Below are 18,811 nucleotides of genomic sequence, written 5' to 3'. Positions count from 1 at the left end.
TAAATCAGATCAGACCCGACATTTAAAGGCATTTACCCACAGCGCCGCGCCCGGCGATCGCGAATTCGGCCGGCCGCCGACGCGTTTTCGCCGGCACGGCCACGTCGACGGCGCTGGAAAGCCCACAAATCGGCTCACCAGACGCGTCAGCGCCTCGCTGGCGCGATACGAAAGGTCACTTCAGGGGGAAGGGTGCGTGGATGAGTCTAGGCGCCGTCAGGGGGCGCAAGCTGCCGCCGGGCGGCGGCATAGAGTGTGTCGCGATCCCAGGTGGGGTGGATCGCGAACAGTTCGCCAACGCGCAGCTGGATCGCGCGCTCGAGCTCGGCTGCATTTCGTTGCACTGCATCGGCGGCCGCGGCCTGGCGCCGCGCACGGGCTTCGATGTCGGCGAGCTGGCCGACGAGCTGGGCGCCCAGCGCCGACCCGTGTCCAGTCCGCTTGTGCTGCTGGTTCGCGCGACGCTGCGCACGCAGGTGTGCACGCGTCCGCTCGTGCCGCAGCCACTTGCCGAGCCCAAACGCCTCGAACAGCGTCGACGTCAGATACTTGATCGACGCGACGCCCTTGTACCGGACGCCTTGCTCGGTCTCCTCGAGCTCGCACTGCCGCCGCACCTTCACCAAGCGAGCGGTCTGCAGGTCGCGCAGCGCGCGCTCGGCGCGGCGCTCGGAGAGCCCGGCTTGGGCGGCGAGATACGGCAGCGTGAAATCGACCCAGCCGGCCGCGCCAGGCACGCCGATGCGCATCGTGCGCAAGTCGCAATACTTGATCATCGCGCGCGCCAGTTGCACGCACGCCAGCCGCCGCTCGCTGCGTTGCTGGCGACGGCTGCCGTTCGCGGCTTTCAATTGCGCAAGCCACTGCGCCGGCCTGTCGAGATAACGCGCGAGGCGAGCCTTGAGCTCGCGCAGGATTCGCGGTGCGGTCGCCGGCGCCGGGCACGGGATATCCTCCGGCCACACGCGGTCAGGAAGCGCCGCTCGGACGACCGGCGCGCGCACAGGTACGGCCAGCGGATCACTGCTGACGGCCTGGGTAATCGGATTCAGCCGTGCACTCGCCGATGTCGATGGCGTGCCGGAGATCGGATGCGTCATGGGGCGGTTCAGTCCGCGTTCACGCCACCTCGATCCAAACCTTTGACGCTCGCCCGGGCAGGCACGCGTCGTTCTCTCGACACTGACGCCGTATCGGTTGTCACGCTCTCACTCGCAATTTGGCCAATCATGTTGTTTTCGTTCATCGGATGTGGTGATTCGTCTCGGTGATGTCACATCGATGACGCTTGACAGAGCCCGCTTCTGTTCTAGAATCCAACTTCTACTTTGATGCTGCGGCTCTCGGGTTGTTTCTGTCGCGCGTCACCTTGTCCACGCCCCGACTACAAGCGGGGCGTTTTTTTGGGCGGTCTAGCAGTCCTGTTCTCCCGTGCGGTAGGTGGGACACAACATTCCCCAACAACGGTTGGCAGTCCAGCGCTCAATTCGGTCCTTGCGAGCGTCATGGCCACGAGTCGATGCGCTCACAACCAGTTCGCCGGCCGATCTTCATCGGTCGCGCGCGGGTCATCAGCGAGGGGGGGGTCATCGAACGCTGGCGGTGGTTCATCGAACCCAGGTGGCGGCTCGTCAAACACGGGCGGCGGCTCTTCCTGAAACAGCGGCGCCTCCTGCGGCATCGGCGGACGTGCGGACGGTGCCGGCGAGCGCGTCCGGCTAGCGGCTCCCCGAGCTGCCTCATAGGCCGTCGGCGGCAGGGCGGGCATTGACTCCGAACCCGGCCGCCAGATCCACGCGTCGAGTTCCGTTTCCACGATCAGGGCATCGAGTTCGCTCTGGTAGCTGGGGGACGCCTCCGGCGGCACCACGTACAACGCCGTCCCGCGCTCGGTATCGGTCAACAGAGCCGTGGCGATCGGGTGCTTGGCTGTCTGGTTGTAGCGGAGGCACTTCTGATATCGCCTCTTGCTGAGCGTTTTCAGCAGCGTGTGGTCGGTCAGGCTCTCGAACGGAATCCAGGTGTCCGTGGTGAGCGTCACCGAGACTTCCTGGACGGTCGCTATGCCCGATGCCGACACGCTGGCCGTGGCGATCACCATCAGGTGCGCATCTTCGGTGGCCGACCAGATCTCCAACTCGGCCTCAAAGACTTTCTCGATCCGCTTTTTCGTCTTTTCGTCGAGCATCAGGCCAAAGCCCGGCAGATGCTTGATCACCAGCTTGAAGCCGAACCGCGCGGTCGCAATTTCCTTGAGCTCGCCGATCACCAGGACGAAGTGCGGCTTGCCCGACTCCGACACCGAGATCCGCGCGAGGTGTTCCGTGCGGCGCCGTTCGATCTGGTCTTTCTGGTCGACGACGAACATCTCGGGGATGTACAGCATGTCCTCGAGGTTCATCTTCTTCGCGTGCTTGCCTGCGGCCGCGAGCAACAGGTACTTCCGCACCGTCGACCAGTTGCGCTTGCCGGCCATCGCCGGCGACCACCGATTGAGGCCTGCTTCTTCCCAGAGATAGTGGAGCAGCCCGCGCAACGTCAGCTTCTTGCCGTCTGCCTTGATGCTGTCCGGCTCATTGTCAGAGGGCTCGGGCATCTCGCGGGCCGGGCCCTTGGCCAACGAGAAACCGAACTTCAGCGTGATTTCGCCTGAATCCGGATCTTCGACGATCGCCGTACCCTCGACATCGCCAAAGCCGCTCAACCCCGGCGGCGTTTCATAGGAATCACAGCCGACCTTGTGCTGCCTCCCCGTCCCCGGCATGCGCTTGATTTGATAGCGGCCGTCGAAGCGCGCGATGTACATCGGGACAGGCGGCGTCACGCAGAGGCAAAGGGGACGGGTCTTCGCATCGTGCGCGGCCGGCAGCTTCGACAGCAGGCGGTTGGTGAGCCCGTCGAACTCTTCTCCATCCAGTGCAAAACGTTGCATCGTGTTCTCCTGGGTTACGGCCTTACGGCTTGCGGCGTGGCGTCGCTTATGCCGCGAGACTTGTGGCGAGACTTCACCTCGAGCATGTCCAGGCCGCGCGCGCGGATCTCGATCAGCAGTTCGACGAGCTCGACCGCTTCGTCGGTCGATACGTCCCCGGTCATTGCGGCCGTGACGATGCTGCGCGCCGTCACCGGCTTGCCGCTTCGAAACACTTGATCGCTCATTGGGGCACTCCCGATTCAGGCTCAATGGAAGAGAGAGGCTCGGCGTCATCGAGGCGCCGTTGGAACGTCACGGCGCTCACGCCGTCTTCGAACGCGTCACACAGCATCTGCACGTCGGCGAGCAAAGGGCTGCAGGTCGGGGTTGCGGTCTCGTCGATGCTGGCAAGGCCGTATCCCAGCGAGAAGGCTGTTTCGCAAGCCGACTTGAGGTAGGCATGCCACTGCGGAGAACCGTGATCGACCGTGCACACGGCCATCGCATAGTCGATCCGCGCGCGCAGCGCGAGATCAAAGGAATCCGCCGGAATCCGGACGCCAGAAACCCAGGCGGTCGTGAGGTGGAGCGTGGTCGTATTCGATTTCGTGATATTTTCCATTCCTTACCAAACGTAACCAGCACCGAAACCCGCGCCAATCGTGCCGCGGCTGTTCGTTGAACCGTTTGCCTTGAGCACCCACCGCCCGGCATACGTGGAAATGCCGACCGCCAATGCGGTCTGACCGGAGTACGTGCCGCCACCGACCGCGACCATCGTTTTGCCGGGTGCCGGTGCCTGGGGCAGACTGGCGATCGCGATCGCCGACGCGATGCCGCCACTTGCATCGCGGCGGTCGTGCTCGATCTGGTTGCCCAGGGCGGTGACCGAATCGCCGAGCTGCTGAACGTTCACCGCATCCGTCGGGGCGACGCCCGGCGCAACGTTTTCCAACGTGCGCGTCATGCCCGTCGCCGCGTTACCGATCGACACCGCGTTGTCGCGATCGGCCACCGAGCCCGCACCCAGCGCCACGGCATTCGCTCCCGTCGCACTCGCGCCGGCACCGACCGCAACGGTGTTCGTGCGGGTGGCCAGCGAATCGACACCGAGGGTCGCACTGCGATCGCCGGTCGCCACTGCGTTCCCACCGATCGCAACCGCGTCCTCGCCTGTCGCACTGGCGCCGTCGCCGGTACTGTTGAACGCCGCGTACTTCAGGCTCCCCTGGGGCTGCACGGGGCGGTTTTGACTCAGGTTGGATGGGAGGATGCCGCCGAGCCGCGCGGAGATCGCATTGATATGGCTGGTGTTCGCGGCCACCAGCTGATTCGTCGCAAAGAGCTGCGCTCCGTTGACGGCGTCCGAGCTGGATGCAGAGAGGTCGCCGGCGGCCAGGTGGTGGATCGTGACGGCCGCGCCGGCTCCGAGTCCACCGAGCGTGACGCTCAGCTTGGTCGGATCGTCATACGACAAGGCATTGGCGGCGATCGTATTGACGGTGCCGACCAGCTTGTTCAGCTGGCCGACATTGACCGCATCCGTCGCGTCTACGCCGGCGGCAACGCCGGTCAATCTCCGCGCACCATCGGTTCCGGCGACGTCGACCGTCTTGCCACCAGTCGTAGCGCCGATCGTGATCTTGCCGGCGCCGGCCTGCTGGACGAGCCCGACCGTGCCTGCGGCGAGCTGGCCGGCGAGCGCCGAGACGCTTTGGTTTGTGGCATACAGCTGGCGCCCTGACACGGCATCCGTACTGGACGCTGTGAGCGCGGCGTCGGCCACGTTCGCGAGCGTGACCGGCATGCCGGGCGTGCCGAACGTCACATGGGCGTGCGACGCGTCGTCGTAGCTCACTGCGTTCGCACCGATGGCGCCGACGGCAGCCGAGACGTTCTCCAGTTGATGGAGGTTGACCGCATCGCCCGCGTCGGTGCCGGCAGCCACGTTCTTGATCTGGCGGGCGCCAGACGTGCCAGCGATATCCACTGCCGTTCCGCCGGTGCCGGCGCCGATCGTGATGGCGCCACCGCCCGTGCCTCCGGCTTGCTGGACGATTCCGATGGTGCCGGCCGCCAAACCCGACTGCAGGGCGGTCAGCGCGTTACCGGTGCTGCCAAGACCGGTCGACAGCGATACGACCGACTGATTCGTCGACGTCGACAGCGACGCGATCGCCTGATCGGCGGCATACAGCTGCCGCCCGGACACGGCATCCGTACTGGACGCCGTGAGCGCGGCATCGGCCACGTTCGTGAGCGTGACCGGCGTGCCGGAGGAACCGAACGTCACACGGGCGTGCGACGCGTCGTCGTAGCTCACTGCGTTCGCACCGATGGCGCCGACGGCAGCCGAGACGTTCTCCAGTTGATGGAGGTTGACCGCGTCGCCCGCGTCGGTGCCGGCGGCCACGTTCCTGATCTGGCGGGCGCCCGACGTGCCAGCGATATCGAGTGCCGTTCCGCCCGTCGCTGCGCCGATCGTGATGGCGCCACCTCCGACGCCTCCGGCTTGCTGAGCGATCCCGATCGTGCCGGCGGCCAGACCGGACTGCAGGGCGGTCAGCGCATTGCCGGTGCCGGCGAGTCCGGTCGACAACGACACAACCGACTGATTCGTCGAGGTCGACAGCGACGCGATCGCGCCCGCGTTGACGCTGATCGCCTGGTCGGCGGCATACAGCTGCCGCCCGGACACGGCGTCCGTGCTGGACGACGTCAGCGCGGCGTCCGCCACGTTCGTCAGCGTGACCGGTGCGCCGGCGACGCCGAGTGTCACACGCGCGTGCGAGGCGTCGTCGTAGGTCACCGCGTTCGCACCGATAGCACCGACGGCAGCCGAGACGTTCTCCAGCTGATGGAGGTTGACCGCATCGCCCGCGTCCGTGCCGGCGGCCACGTTCTTGATCTGCCGGGCCCCCGACGTGCCGGCGACATCGATTGCCGTTCCACCAGCGGCCGCGCCGATCGTGATGGCGCCGCTGCCCACTCCGGTCTGCTGAACAATCCCGATAGTGCCGGCCGCCAGACCGGACTGCAGGGCAGTCAGCGCGCTGCTGGCACCCGACAGACCGGTCGACAGCGACGCCACCGCCCCGAACATCGTGGTGGACATGGACGACAGGGTGGTTGTCACGCCGGTCGAGAGCGACGAGATGGACGCCTGGGTGGCACCGGCCAAGGTGGAGATGGCGGTGGTGTTGCTGTTGGTCGCCTGCTCGGCTTCATACAGCTGCCTGCCGGTAACCGCATCACTGCTGGTGGTGCTGAGCGTGCCGTCGGCGACGTTGGTCAGCGTAACGGGCGCCGCGGCTCCGGCGCCTCCCAGCGTGACGTGCGTATGGGTCGCATCGTCGTAGGTGACGGCACTGGATCCGATCGCGCCGGTCTGCGCAGCGACCTGCTGCAGTTGCTGCAGATTCACGGCATCAGTTCCGCTCGTGCCGGCCGCCACCCCCTTGATCTGCCGCGTGCCCGTCGTGCCGGCGATATCGATCGCCGACCCTGCGGTGTTCGCGCCGATCGTGATTGCGCCCGATCCCACGCCACCGACCTGTTGCACTAGCCCGAGCGTGCCTTCGCTCAGCCCCGTCGACAGCGCGACCAAGGACTGCGTGGTGGCGGACAACGAAGCCCGCGTCGTTGCCGCATCGCTCGCCAGCGCGGCCAGGGCAGCTCCGGTGCTGGTGGACAGACTACCGACGGCGGCTGCATTTGCATTCAGCCCGGTGGACAGCGAGCCGACCGACTGTGCCGTTGCCGTCGACAGGGCGACGACCTGTGACGCGGTACCAGTGGACAGGGACGTGATCAACTGTGCGGCCGACGTCGACATCGAGGCGAACTGTGCGGCCGTGCCAGTGGACAGGCTCGCGATCGCAACGTTGCCGGTTGCTATACCGGTGGATAGAGAGGCAACAGCGCCTGCCGTACTGGCTGACAAACTGCTGAGCGTGGTCGCGTTGCTGGCTGCGCTGGTCGACAGCGAGATCACCGAGGCAACGGTGGATGTGGAAAGGGCCGAGATCTGATTCGCCGTGCCGGTCGAGAGGCTGGCGACCGCGCCTTGGACGCCGGCGACACTGCTGGAAAGCGACACGGTCGATTGCCCGACCGACGCGGAGAGGGCGCTTAGCGTCTGGCCCGTCGACGTCGACAGTGACGACACGGCCGCCGCGCTGCTGGTGGACAGACTGCTGACCGCCGTCGCGTTGCCGGCCACCCCCGTCGACAGCGAGCTCACCGACGCGTCGGTCGACGTCGAAAGCGCAGCGATCTGGTTTGCTGTACCGGTCGACAGGCTGGCGATCGCGACCTGAACGCCAGCCACACTGCTGGACAGCGACACGGTCGATTGCCCGACCGACGCAGAGAGGGATGTCACCGCCTGACCGGCGGACGTCGACAGCGACGACAGGGCCGCCGCGCTGCTGGTGGACAGGCTGCTGAGCGCGGCCGCATTGCCGGCTACCCCCGTCGACAGCGAGCTCACCGACGCCACCGTCGAAGCCGAAAGCGCCGAGATCTGGTTTGCGGTACCGGTCGAGAGGCTCGAGATCGCAACATTGCTATTTGCGATGCCTGTGGACAATGAGGCAACCGCGCCGGCCGTACTGGTGGACAGGCTGCTGACGGCGGCCGCGTTACCGGCCACCCCCGTCGACAACGAGTTCACCGACGCCTCGGTCGACGTCGAAAGCGCCGCGACCTGGTTTGCCGTGCCGGTCGACAAACTGGCGACCGAGGCCCAAACACCCGCCACGCTGGTGGAAAGCGAAGCCGTCGATTGGCCAACCGACGTAGAGAGGCCGTTGGTCGCGGCCATGTTGGCCGCGAGCCCCGTCGACAATGAGCTGATCGACTGGCCGGTCGAGGTCGACAACGTCGAGACGGTCGAGACAGCGGCCGCAGCGTTGGCGGAGGCGCTGCTGCTGGCCGCGGTCGCTGCGTTGGCGCTCGTGGAGAGCGACGTGAGCGCCTGGCCCGAGGTGGTCGACAGCGTGGCGATCGCCTGAGTAGTCTGGTACAGCTCGGATCCGTTGACTGCGTCGAGACTCGTCGCACTCACGGCGCCGGCGGCGACGTTGGTGAGTTGCCTCGGGCTTTGCGGGGTGCCGAAGCTCACCACACCGTTGGAGGTCGATCCAGCCACCGAGTAGTTCTGCCCAGCAATACCGATGCTATTGAGCGGGTGCGCCGCCCCCGTGACCGACCCCGAGCCGATTGCCACATCCTGCGAATTGTTTGCGACGGCGCCGTTGCCAATCGCAACGGAACCACTCCCAGCAGCCGTCGCGGCAGGTCCCATCGCAGTAGCATTTGCGCCGGCCACGGTCGTGTTGCCGATGGCGACGGCATTCGTCTGCCCGGTGCTCGATGTGCCGATGACGATCGAATCGGCTCCGGCCGCGGTCGACGCGTAGCCTACACTCAGCGAGCGTGCACCCGCCGACGTGACACCCGTTCCGATCGCAACGGAAAAGTCACCGGTAGCGGCCGCGTTATTCCCTTCCGAGATCGCGCCCGCGCCAGTCGTCTGTGCAATCACGTCGCCGGACATCGATGCGATCGCTGCGGCAATCGCGATCGATATTCCGGTTGGTGTGGGTCTGTTCCTGATTTTCATTACAATCCCCGCTCAATATCGAGATCCCGGCCTACGGGACGTTTGCACCTGCGCTCGCGCAGGGTCTGGAGCCCTCTGTTCCTGTCCTCCGCCAAGATTCCGGGAACAGAGGGGTGTTTTTTTGCTGCAACGACAAGGACCGCGCTCGAGAACCCACAGCGATCGGGCCGCCCCGCGGCGCGACACTGGTTGCGTGCCTCGAGCGCAAACGCGAACGGTGCAAGCGTCATCGCGATACCACCGACTGGCCCAGCAGCGCCGCAGCGATGACCGGGAAGGTCCGCTGCATCGGCGGATAACAGATCTGGTTGATTGCACAGCCTTGATAGGTCACGGTGAGGGCGAACATGTCGTGACCGTTGACCGGCACCCGCAACTTCACTTCGTGCTCGAACACCTCTACCGGATGCCCAACGCTCGGATCAGCGACGAGCTTGCCGGCGCCGCGCTGGATCGCACCGAGGCGCGCCCGGCCGTCGTCGCTCACGACCCGAAATCGATCGCTATACAAGCGGTAGCCATCGGCGATCGCGAAGTGGAGAACGACCGCGCCTGGTTCTTCGGTCATGCGAACGCGGAACGCTTGATCGGGAGAGAGGAATTGCTGGGCATGCGCCGGGCGCGCGATGAGCGCGCTCAGGACGCACGCGAGCGACACCGCCACGACGAAATGGAGCGCAGTGCGCACGAGGGCCGTCATCGAGCACCTCGCTGTTTCCAAGCCGTTTCGACCAGGACAAGGCCTCGCAAGACCGGCAGGACGAACACGCTCCAGAGGACCAGCGTTCCTCCATCCACCATCCCGCTGAAACACACGTCAAACGCAGTGTTCGCCAATGCGGCCGATAGCGACTGCGAGTTCCAAACGATGGCGATCATCGCCACCAGACAAAGCAAACCGACTAACAGGCCGAAGTCGCGCAAGCCGCGTTGCGCACGACGGAGCGCACTCCACGATCCACGTTGCGTGCATGCCAGGCGCACCGCTGGCAGAAAGAAGGTTGCGGTCACAAATGTGCCGACAAACAGCGGTTCGGCGCTGTTCCAGAACGCGAGTGCGTCCATCGAACCGATCGGCGCTATCAGCATCAAGGTACCGAGTGCAAGCACGGCGAGCATGACCCGCACGTGCCGGCGATGGACAGGATGACGACGGGGTGGCGTACGCACGGAAATTTCTCCTTTAGCCGCGTTGTGCATATCGGATTGCATCGTCGCGATCACATTCCGGCGTGGCTGATCAGATAGCGCAGCGCGTCTTGATTGCCTGCCGCCGCGGCGCGTCGCATGAACTGCATGCCGTCATCCCGATCGGGATCCGGAGCCTGCGCCGTAGCAGCCGCGGCGGTGGATGCAGCGTGTTTTTGCAGACGCATGCGGGCCACCAGGTACATCGCGGTCGGCTCGCCGGCGTCCGACTCCGCCTGCAGCAAGCCCGGATAGTCGCGATGGAAGTGCACGGCGAGCCAAGTACCTGCAGCGCGGCTTCCGGCCTTCATCGCGGCCTCCATCGCCGGCCGCATGTCGAGGTCGTCCCTCGAGCGAGCCCAGTCCTGCAGCGGGCCGTTCTGGCCGGTGATGGCGAAGATGCAAAGCACGGCTGCCAAAGCGAACGCCAGCCACTTGAGCGTGCGACGCGCCGCAGGATCGGGATTCGGGTTGGTGAGGATCAGCGTGCCTTCAGGCCACGCAATCGCGGCGGCGGCTTGCCGGCGCTCGTTGATAATTGCACGACGTCGATTCATCCTGGGTGCCTCTGCAGATACGCGATGTCAGGGGAAAAAAGACCAGCCGGGCCAGCCGGCTGGCGTCAAAGGAAGTGCGAAATGGGTACACACACTTCCGGGGATCAATTCGGTTGTGGCGCTTACTGGCCGATGCCTCCCTTTGCCACATCGGTGGTCTCGGCAAACGTGTATTTCTTGACGACGCCGCTGTCATCGAACAGCACGGTCAACGTCTTTTTCCGCACGTCCGCACCGTGGGCAAACGCCCCGACGATCGGCACGAAGTTGATGGCGTGCGGCGTCGCGTGCGACAGCTCGTACGTCCAGATCTCGAGCCCCGAATCCGTGAACGTGGTCTTGTTGGGCGAACCAAAGGCATCCTGAATGTCCTGCTTCGTGCTCTTTCCCTGCTGAATCTGGGACTGGACGCTCGCCTGCGTGGCGGTTTCGAGATGCTCGTTGCCAGTGGTAGCGCAACCGGCAAGTAAGGCGGCGGCCGACAGGGTGACGTTCAGGAGCGCGTATTTCGTAAATTTCATGGTCTACCTCGTGGTGTGGCCTACGGTTAAAAAACAAGGTGCTTCGGAACTCGGCTAATACAGGCGACCGGATCGCTCGGCTTCGCATACCGCCCGATACCAGTCGTCCATGTGGCGCTTCACCTGCAGCTCGACGTAGCTGATATACGGACACCACCAGACGTAGAGCAACGAGACGACGGCGCCGGTGAGCGCGTAGATCGCCAGCGACGCGCGCGGCATGACAACAATCTGCTTATCCAGGTGGAATCCGTTGGCGATCAGCTGCGCCCAGAGGAACAGCGACGGCGCCCACGCCAACCAGGAGAGTGCGAGCCACTGCGCGACGTAGCGGGTTGCCCAGTCCGCCTCGATGCGCAGCAACCGGGGGCTGGTCCACATGCGGCGGCGAACATGGCGGCGCTCGGCGCGATAGAGCCGCGTGAAACGCGATACCGGTCGCAAACGTCTGGGGCGGTTGAACCGGAACATGGCGGCTCCTATCGCTCGAGCGCTTGCTGGTGGTCGTGCGACCGGTCAGCACGCTCGGCTTCGTGATCGCGCTCCCTGACCTGATGCAGCGCGCTGTCGGGCGAATACTGAATCGCCACGTGCTCGCCCACTGCGACATCCCGGGACAGGCGATCGCGCGGATAGACGATGCCAACCGTCTGGCCGATCTTGACCAGCGAGTGGTGCGTCGAGTTGGCCAGGACCTCGCCACGGTAGTGGCGCTCGAGCTGCTGCGCGTCCCGCAGAATCAGGTTGTGGCGATCGCCGGCCAAACCGATCGCCCGGCGCGACACGTCGTCCGGCACGTCGCCCTCGGGCAACTGGCCTCGGTGAATCTGCTCACACAGGTTGGCGCGCTCGATTTCGGTGTGCGGCACCATGCTGATCGCAGTTCGCGTTTCGAGGTGGTGATAGGCAGCGTCGAGCTCGGGGAAGAGGGCGAGCGCCTGATCCCGGCCCAGCGTGTCGAAGGCGCGGCCGCGCTCGGCGTCGCGCGCGTGGTCGACGGTACGCCGACGTGGTGCGCGCGCCTCGTCGACGTCGACTTCCACCTTCGCCTCCGCGGCCTGACGCGCAGCCTGCAGCGGCTGGCGCTCGCGCACCGGCTCGATGCCGCCCGGATCTTCGCCCTGCGACCGCGCAATCTCGCCCTGTGCCACGCCCTGCTGGACAAGCAGCGCGTGTTCACGGCGCACCGCGACGTCGGCAATCTCCGGCGCGGGTGCGCCACGCGCGATCCGGGCCGCCAGGACGCCATCGAGCGACTGGACATGGCTGGCGATCTCGTCGCGCGTCATCGGACGCTCGCGCTCGCGCATGATCGACGCAGCGGCCGCTTCCGGTTCACGCCACTCGCCCTGATGGAGTTCGTTGCGGTATACCTCGCGATGATGCCGATCCACGATCTGGATTCGATCGACGGCCTTCTCACGCTCGAGCAGCGCGATGGTCTCCACCATGCCGGCATACGCCTGATCGTGCTGCTCGGGATTGACCACCCGTCCAACGCCGGTCGTCGCAATCTCGCGCTCGGTGCGCATCTGCGCCCGCGTGAGCGACACTTCGGCGGGCATCGCCACGCCCCGAACTTCCAGCTCATAGCCGCGTTCGTTCAACCGCCGCGCCAGGTTGCGCAGGCTCTCGGGATTGCGCATCGTCCCGTCGATCACGAGATTGCGATGCGCCTCGGATGCGGCGGTGGTCAATCGGGCCGACCAGCGGCCGGCGTCGGCGTGGGTGAGGTCGGCTGCGTGTTTCGGATCCTCGCGCAAAAGCTGGCTGTATTGCGGCAGGTTCTCCCGCATACGATCTGCATCGATCAGGACAGCACCGCCACGCTCGCTGAGTTCAGACATCGCCTGGCGTGCGAGCGCCGTCTTGCCGGCACCAGGCTGGCCACCGAGCAAGATCGCTTTCGGTTCGGCTTGCTCGCGGCTGCCGTCGATCGCCTCGCGCTCCACGCGCGCGTAAGCGCGCTGCATCACGAAATCCGGAATGGTGTCCATGACGGGCTCCGGATTCAGGCGAGATCAGTGTTCAGCTGCCGGGCACGCGGGCCGTACACGGCCAACGCCTGGGCGATCGCAGCGGTGTCATCCGGCTGCAGCGCGTCGCGAGCGGCAACCAGCGCCTTGCGTTCGACGTCTGCTGCCGCAACACGCGCAACATCCGGCTCGCTTCGGGATTCTTCTTCAGCGATGACAGCGACCTGGTGGGCGATCAGCTGGCCGATCGTCTGGCAGGCGACTTCGTAATCAACGTGAGGCATCTTGTTCTCCAGTGAAGTTGGGGGGCTTGCGTGCATCCCGCGTCAAACTGCCGGGTACGGTTTTGATTCATTCCAGAGCCGCGTCCAGGCTGTGCGCACCGCGGCTGCAACCGTGGCGTGGTGCCAGATGACGAGGACGTTTTCGGCGTTGTGGTAAGCGCCGGCCTGCGTGTAGTTCATGGATCCGGTCTGGGTCGTGTCGCCGTCGGCGACGATGAACTTGTCGTGCATGAGCGGCACGGCCAAGTCGATCCGCACGGGAATGCCGGCGGCCACGAGATCCGCGAGCTTCGAGCCGCGGCCGTCGAGCTGCGAACGATCGAGGACGACACGAACCTGCACGCCGGCGTGAGCGCGCTCGAGCAGATGGGTGACGATGCGGCGATTGGTGAGCTCGTAAGCGGCGACGTCGAGCTCCGACTGCGCGCTGTCGATGACGCTCAGCACTAGCGCCTCGGCCTGGCCGTCAGGCGAGGTGGCGAACTGCACCGACGCACGATCAGCCGAGCCCGGGCTCTCAGAATGCGAAGTGGCTTCGGTAGGGTGGCGCAGCGGTCCGGTCAGGTGGGTGACAGACGACGGCAGACTGCCCAAATCGGGCGTCGGACCGTCGTGCAGCACGTAGTAGCCGACACCGGCCAAGATCGCCAGTACGAGGAGGAACTTCATGCCGCCCTCCCGAGATCCGCTGGTTGATGGCACGGAACACAGTGGGCATAGGTTGAATCGCACCCGTGATCGCTAGAACCATGCGTCGCACAAGCGCTCATGAGCATCGCGGAAACGGCGAACGCAGCGATGCGCGGCAGTCCAACCCGCCAAAATCCATTGTTTGAATAATGAGACGGATTGGTTCGGTGATTGATTGTGGAATTGCAACGCGACTTGCCACTACGCGGGATAAGGCGTAATGTCAACAATAATTGCGTACGGGGACGCTGATTATGGATTACATACTTGCTAGCATTTTCGCGGGATTCTTTGCTTTGATTTACTCGGTTTTCGCGGTATTCATCGCAACGCGAAGCCGTCGCACAATTTATCGAAAAATCATGTGGGGATACCTGGCCACGCTTGTCGTCGCAGCACTGGTCATAGTCGTTCTCCAATTGCCCGCCGAGTGGCTTGCGTTCGGGGCTGTGATTTCCAGCGCCTTCGGCGTATTTGGACAGTTCGGCATCGCCGTAAAACTTGGCCACCTCTACATGACGGATACGCCGCCCGGAAGTCGTTGGGACGGTTTTCGGTCGCGTACCGATACGGTAGATGACATCCGCAATAGCGCAAACCCGATCCATTACGGCGCCCGGGATCCGCTTAGGAATTGGTGATTTCTTCATATCTCGATGGGGCCTCGCGGCCCCTTTTTTATTGATCATTGTTAGTCCGGGTTTTCGTTTCTGCGTTGGAGACCGGCGCCACCACGGTTGATGGCTGATTGACCTGGTTGCCGGGCCGATTCAGGGAAGCAAGTCCGCTCGGCGAGGTCGCCGGGCCAACTGCGCCGGTGTCGTTGACCGACGCGATGGAATCGATGGAGGCAGCCCCGAGAGCGCTCGAATCAGCAGGCAAAACTGAGGCAGCGTTGCCGGCGGCCGCAGGCGCCCCTTCGCGGGACGCTGCCGCCTGAGTGGCCCCGGCCTTGCTCTGAGCACCTACAGGGGATGACGCAGCTGTTGACGCAGGGCTACGCGTCGTCGTTGCTCCTGTCCGAACGGAACCGGGTGTCGGAACGCTTTTATTGGGCGAAGCAGCTATGCCACCCGTAGATTCGCCACCGCGAACAACAGGAGACATCGACGACACTGGTGCGACGGGCGCCGTCGCTGCTGGTCGGACCTGGGCAGTCGGTACGGTGCGTGCACGCGCCACCGCTTCACCGGTCGCAGCAGGAGACAAACCGAGTTGAACGGCATTTCCTCGCGCTGCCGAATCGAGCTGTACTGAAGTTGACGTCGGCACCCCGGTTGATACCGGTACTCGGCTCGACTCAACGGGACGCGCCGTCGCAGGCTGCGGATGCAACGCTGCAGGCGAGGCGTTGCCATTTTGATTCGATACAACTGCCGCCGATGTCGGCACCATCGCCGAGACGCCACCCGCGCGTTTCATGGAGGGGGGCTGCACGGATGTAGGTGACGTCGAAGCCGCCGGCGCGCTACCAGCACGGCTGGTGACGGGGGCACTGACATTCCCCGTAGCGGCCGGCGGTGCGTTGTTATCGAGGCTCACGATCCTGAAATCAGCCTCCGACAGGCGAGTCGACGCAGTGTTGGGTGCAGGCGCCGACGGTCTACCCTGTGTGTTTGGCGCGGTTCCGGCCCTCACCGGACTCTGGCCGCTCGGGGTAGAAGGCGTAGCCGGTGCCGACATCAAAGTCGCCGATGGCTGCTGCGCCGTCGCGCTGCCAGAGGCGGAGGTGACAGGAGCGCTGGGGTTGCGCGCAACCGATGGTGGTGGGTTGGTATCGACGCGCTCGATCCTGATGTCTGACTCCGAAAGACGGGGAGCCGTCGTCGCCGGCAGACCTGTCGTAGATGTTCGTGCCGCTTCGAGTGTTGGCCCACTACCTCCTGTTTCTGGACGCAGGAATTTATCGACGGCCGCGGGAGATGCCCGTCCAGCTTCGAAAGCGGCCGGACGCATCGACAAGTCGTTCCTCCACGCATCAAGCGGCGTAGCCGGTTGGGCCGCTGGTGCACGCGCCTGCGCCGGCGCCGATTGAACGGGACGTCCTGGCGCACGTTCCGGCGTCATCAGCGGCTTGTTTGCAGTGGACGGATCAATGTTGTCGCGCACCTGCTTGATCGGCACAGCGCCGTCTTCAGCCACGCGCTGACGCATCTGGTCAACACGCCCTTGTGCATCGGTCACGATCTGGGGCATCGGGGTTGCGATATCAAGCGGAGTGGTATCGACCGGACCCACAGCAGCGGCGTATCGCTGGTACGCCGCTGCTGTACCATCGCCGACACCAGCCTGATTCCGCTGGTTCTGTTTAAGGACGTCGTTCTGCCCCGCCGGCAAGGACGATCCGTCCCGTGCAGTAGTCGGCAACGTCGAATTGCGCGACACGACGTCCTTCATCGACGCGTCGTCGTTCAACAACCTCGCGATCTCGGGCGCGGGCAAGGTCATCAACTGGCTGTATCGCATCCCGTTACGGGCTGCGACTGCCTGCAGATTCTCGGGCGTCATCAAATTGGTCGAGGTCTCAATGCGAGAGAACATCTGCGCCGAGCCACGTTGGCGCACTTCGGTCGTGCGAGAGAGGTCCGCTGTCTGGCGCGACCCAGCCGAGGCTTGGCTTGTCAGTGACGCCGATTGATCCCTGCGAACATGCTGCGCGGAATCCATTCCCGTGGAGTCGGAATGCATCTGCGAGCCTTCGCGGCTGACTTGGTCGCTATCAGTGACGGCGCCCAAACTTCCGTATTGGTCGACGAACTTCTGCGCCTCCGAATTTCTCCAGAGTCGCGTGTACCCAGCCTCGCCCGATATATCGAGGCCAATCCTTAAATTGGACCGGCCTTTCCCGGTACCGCCTCCAGTAGCAAAGTCGGCTGCTTGCACTCTCGACCGATACGCGTCTCGGACTGCCTGGACTTCCTGCGGTGATTTACCGAGCGATTCGGCCTTCCGAACAAGCTTGTCTTCGTCTGCCTGGTTGAAAAGTGGCGAATTTGCAGCCGAATTATTGTTCCCCGGCCTGCCATTGCCACCGGGGCCACGACCATTCCCACCGGACGGGCCGTTACCTCCGCCCGCACCGTTCGCAGCCGGCGTCGCAGCATCTTCAAACGACCTGTCAAATCCCCCGCCGAGTGCCCCTGATATCTTTCCGCCAGCTGATTTCTGCCCTTCAACGGAATGCGACTGATCCACTCCGTACTGCTGATCAACTGAGGTCCGGCGCTCACCCGACTGAGTTGTGGAGCCGCGTGTGCCGGAGGTCGCATCGTCCGAATATCTCTGCGTATTTCCACGATCCCGGTTATTCGCCAATGACGTCGTGCCAGATGCCACTTTCTCGCTACCCGAGAACTTCGAGCTCGTGCGATTCGCAGCGATGGCCGTCGACGTATCGGTGCCCACCGACCGATCGAATCCACCCTGCGACATCGCAGACACGCCGAGATTATTCTGGGTATCGGTGCGCGCAATCAGGCCATTGCCGAAGTTCGTAAATTGAGACCCATTCCCCGTATCGACGCTTTGTGATCCCCAACGCGACTGCATTGCGGTATCCATCTTGTTGGCCGACGTTACGTTCCGCGACGCGTTGTCGATCGACGACGAATCCATATGGACGTTGCCGATGTTCTCGTCGCCCTGTGCCTGCTGGCCACCGATCGTCTGGGCGGGCCCGGACAGCACGCCGGTCAGTTGCGAGAACGCGCCGGTGATACCTGCCGATGCGAAGTTGAGCAACAACCATGTCAGTGGTGGCGTAAGCATCACCATGTACCCAAGCAGCGCCTGTTCGTCGAGCAACGTCGAGCCGAACTTCGAGGCCATCCCGAACGGCACGCCGGCCTGAAGAGACATCGAACGCATCTGGTGCGAGAGGTGGATCAACGACAGCCCGTTGATTACCGCAAAGAGCAACGGCCAGAGCGATACCCACGCCACCGTCTTCATATACATCCCGAGGATGCGCTTGGCGCCGTCAGCGCCACTGATCAGACACAGGACGAGAATGAGAGGGAATACTGCGTAGATGATCGCTTCGGCATAGTTGCGGACAGTGGGCAACGTGTTCTTCGCGAGGATCGCCATGGTCGAGAGCGAACCATTCGTTGCTACAGCCGCTTGGGCCGAGCTCATCAACGCGTTTACCTCGGCGACGCGCGCCGGATCGTTCAGCATCGAGGGGAGTTCCGCACCCGCCTGGCGCCACACGTTGTTGAACATCGCCTGTCGCAGCGCAGACGACGCGTTCTGCGACGACTGGAGGATGAACCCGTACGAATCGCCGATTGCGTTGACGAATTCCGCTTTCGCCATCGACGGATCGGAGATCTCCGGGTACATCTCGCTGCCGTACATCTGCTCGGCCGCTTGCTCCGCATCCTGCACGCGCATCAGCAGCAGCGTGCCGATCGCGGCGCACGTGTCCGTCGTAGGATTTGCGGTGAGCGTGTTGGTGGTGACGTACCGTGCCGGGCTGGTCGACGTGAACACGGTATTGAACGGATCCGTTCCGCTCATAATCGTCTTCGGGTCGATCGCGCCGTCCTGGATGTCGTAGACCGTACATTCCTTGAAGAACTGCATCAGGTCGGCGTGCAGTCCCGGATCGGTAATTTCGGCATTGCTCACCTTCTGCAGCACGGAGATACCGAACCCAACGTCACCCTTTTTCAAGGTGAGCGTATCCGGGACCGAAAAGACCGTTTCGTACGACTGTGTCAGCACGCGAGAGATCAGCGTGAAGCTCTGTGCGACGGCGGCCAGATACATCGGGACGTGATCCACTTCCCGGGTCGGCTGCACGTTGTTGACGTCGGTGATGAACACGTTTTCGACCGGCAGCAACAGCAGTTGCGTCATCAACATCGCGGCGGCGAACCAGCGGAAGATCTCGTAGCCTTTCTTACCTAGCGCAACAACCGTCCAGATCAGCACACCGCTCAACAGCGTGTAGCGGATGAGGCCTGTCCATGTGCCGCTGCCCATGAACGACGCGATACCCTGCATCACGTAGTACAAGGTGTCCACGTTGCCGTAGGTGTCGATTTCCAT

General features: G+C 64.2%; 15 protein-coding genes. 1 reads left to right on the top strand and 14 read right to left on the bottom strand.

Features of this window, described 5'->3' with window-relative positions:
* Positions 1 to 206 precede the first annotated feature (206 nt).
* The 13 genes from ABIC51_RS33885 to ABIC51_RS33825 form a co-directional block, all read right to left on the bottom strand.
* On the bottom strand, positions 207 to 1,100 hold the full coding sequence (locus ABIC51_RS33885) for a Crp/Fnr family transcriptional regulator (protein WP_354006879.1): 894 nt from the start codon (positions 1,098 to 1,100) through the stop codon (positions 207 to 209).
* Between the two features lie 425 nt (positions 1,101 to 1,525).
* Positions 1,526 to 2,932 (bottom strand): DUF1173 domain-containing protein, encoded by a 1,407-nt coding sequence (locus ABIC51_RS33880; RefSeq protein WP_354006878.1) that lies wholly within the window; start codon positions 2,930 to 2,932, stop codon positions 1,526 to 1,528.
* 14 nt (positions 2,933 to 2,946) lie between these two features.
* Positions 2,947 to 3,159, bottom strand: a complete 213-nt coding sequence (locus ABIC51_RS33875; protein WP_354006877.1) for a hypothetical protein — start codon at positions 3,157 to 3,159, stop codon at positions 2,947 to 2,949.
* The gene (locus ABIC51_RS33870) at positions 3,156 to 3,536 is read right to left on the bottom strand and encodes a hypothetical protein (protein ID WP_354006876.1); all 381 of its coding nucleotides are present in this window, start codon (positions 3,534 to 3,536) and stop codon (positions 3,156 to 3,158) included. Before ABIC51_RS33870 ends, ABIC51_RS33875 begins: the two co-directional genes overlap by 4 nt.
* Positions 3,537 to 3,539: 3 nt before the next feature.
* Positions 3,540 to 8,540, bottom strand: a complete 5,001-nt coding sequence (locus ABIC51_RS33865) for a beta strand repeat-containing protein (RefSeq protein WP_354006875.1) — start codon at positions 8,538 to 8,540, stop codon at positions 3,540 to 3,542.
* 226 nt (positions 8,541 to 8,766) lie between these two features.
* Complete coding sequence (locus tag ABIC51_RS33860; protein WP_060343093.1) at positions 8,767 to 9,240, bottom strand: protein-disulfide reductase DsbD N-terminal domain-containing protein; 474 nt, start codon at positions 9,238 to 9,240, stop codon at positions 8,767 to 8,769.
* Complete coding sequence (locus ABIC51_RS33855; protein WP_060343094.1) at positions 9,237 to 9,659, bottom strand: hypothetical protein; 423 nt, start codon at positions 9,657 to 9,659, stop codon at positions 9,237 to 9,239. Before ABIC51_RS33855 ends, ABIC51_RS33860 begins: the two co-directional genes overlap by 4 nt.
* 101 nt (positions 9,660 to 9,760) lie before the next feature.
* Positions 9,761 to 10,285 carry a hypothetical protein gene (locus ABIC51_RS33850; protein ID WP_354006874.1) on the bottom strand — a complete coding sequence of 175 codons (525 nt, stop codon included), beginning with the start codon at positions 10,283 to 10,285 and terminating at the stop codon, positions 9,761 to 9,763.
* Positions 10,286 to 10,407: 122 nt separating this feature from the next.
* Positions 10,408 to 10,806: an SEN1984 family lipoprotein gene (locus ABIC51_RS33845; RefSeq protein WP_354006873.1), complete on the bottom strand. Its 399-nt coding sequence runs from the start codon at positions 10,804 to 10,806 to the stop codon at positions 10,408 to 10,410.
* 54 nt (positions 10,807 to 10,860) lie between these two features.
* Positions 10,861 to 11,277, bottom strand: a complete 417-nt coding sequence (locus tag ABIC51_RS33840; protein ID WP_354006872.1) for a hypothetical protein — start codon at positions 11,275 to 11,277, stop codon at positions 10,861 to 10,863.
* A gap of 8 nt (positions 11,278 to 11,285) precedes the next feature.
* Entirely contained in the window at positions 11,286 to 12,803 is a 1,518-nt protein-coding gene (locus ABIC51_RS33835) for a zeta toxin family protein (protein ID WP_354006871.1), read from the bottom strand.
* Positions 12,804 to 12,817: 14 nt separating this feature from the next.
* Positions 12,818 to 13,066 (bottom strand): hypothetical protein, encoded by a 249-nt coding sequence (locus ABIC51_RS33830; RefSeq protein WP_318828489.1) that lies wholly within the window; start codon positions 13,064 to 13,066, stop codon positions 12,818 to 12,820.
* Positions 13,067 to 13,108: 42 nt separating this feature from the next.
* Positions 13,109 to 13,735, bottom strand: coding sequence for a phospholipase D family nuclease (locus ABIC51_RS33825; RefSeq protein WP_354006870.1), 627 nt, complete (start codon positions 13,733 to 13,735; stop codon positions 13,109 to 13,111).
* 275 nt (positions 13,736 to 14,010) lie between these two features.
* Between ABIC51_RS33825 and ABIC51_RS33820 the strand changes: the two genes are divergently transcribed.
* Positions 14,011 to 14,397, top strand: a complete 387-nt coding sequence (locus ABIC51_RS33820; protein WP_354006869.1) for a hypothetical protein — start codon at positions 14,011 to 14,013, stop codon at positions 14,395 to 14,397.
* Between the two features lie 37 nt (positions 14,398 to 14,434).
* On the opposite strand, the gene ABIC51_RS33815 is transcribed toward ABIC51_RS33820, so the two are convergent.
* Entirely contained in the window at positions 14,435 to 18,811 is a 4,377-nt protein-coding gene (locus ABIC51_RS33815; protein WP_354006868.1) for a conjugal transfer protein TraG N-terminal domain-containing protein, read from the bottom strand.

This window comes from Burkholderia sp. 572 (genome assembly GCF_040545135.1).
Taxonomy (GTDB): domain Bacteria; phylum Pseudomonadota; class Gammaproteobacteria; order Burkholderiales; family Burkholderiaceae; genus Burkholderia; species Burkholderia cepacia.
Note: the sequence above shows the minus strand (reverse complement) of the source record. Positions and strands in the feature narration are given on the sequence as shown.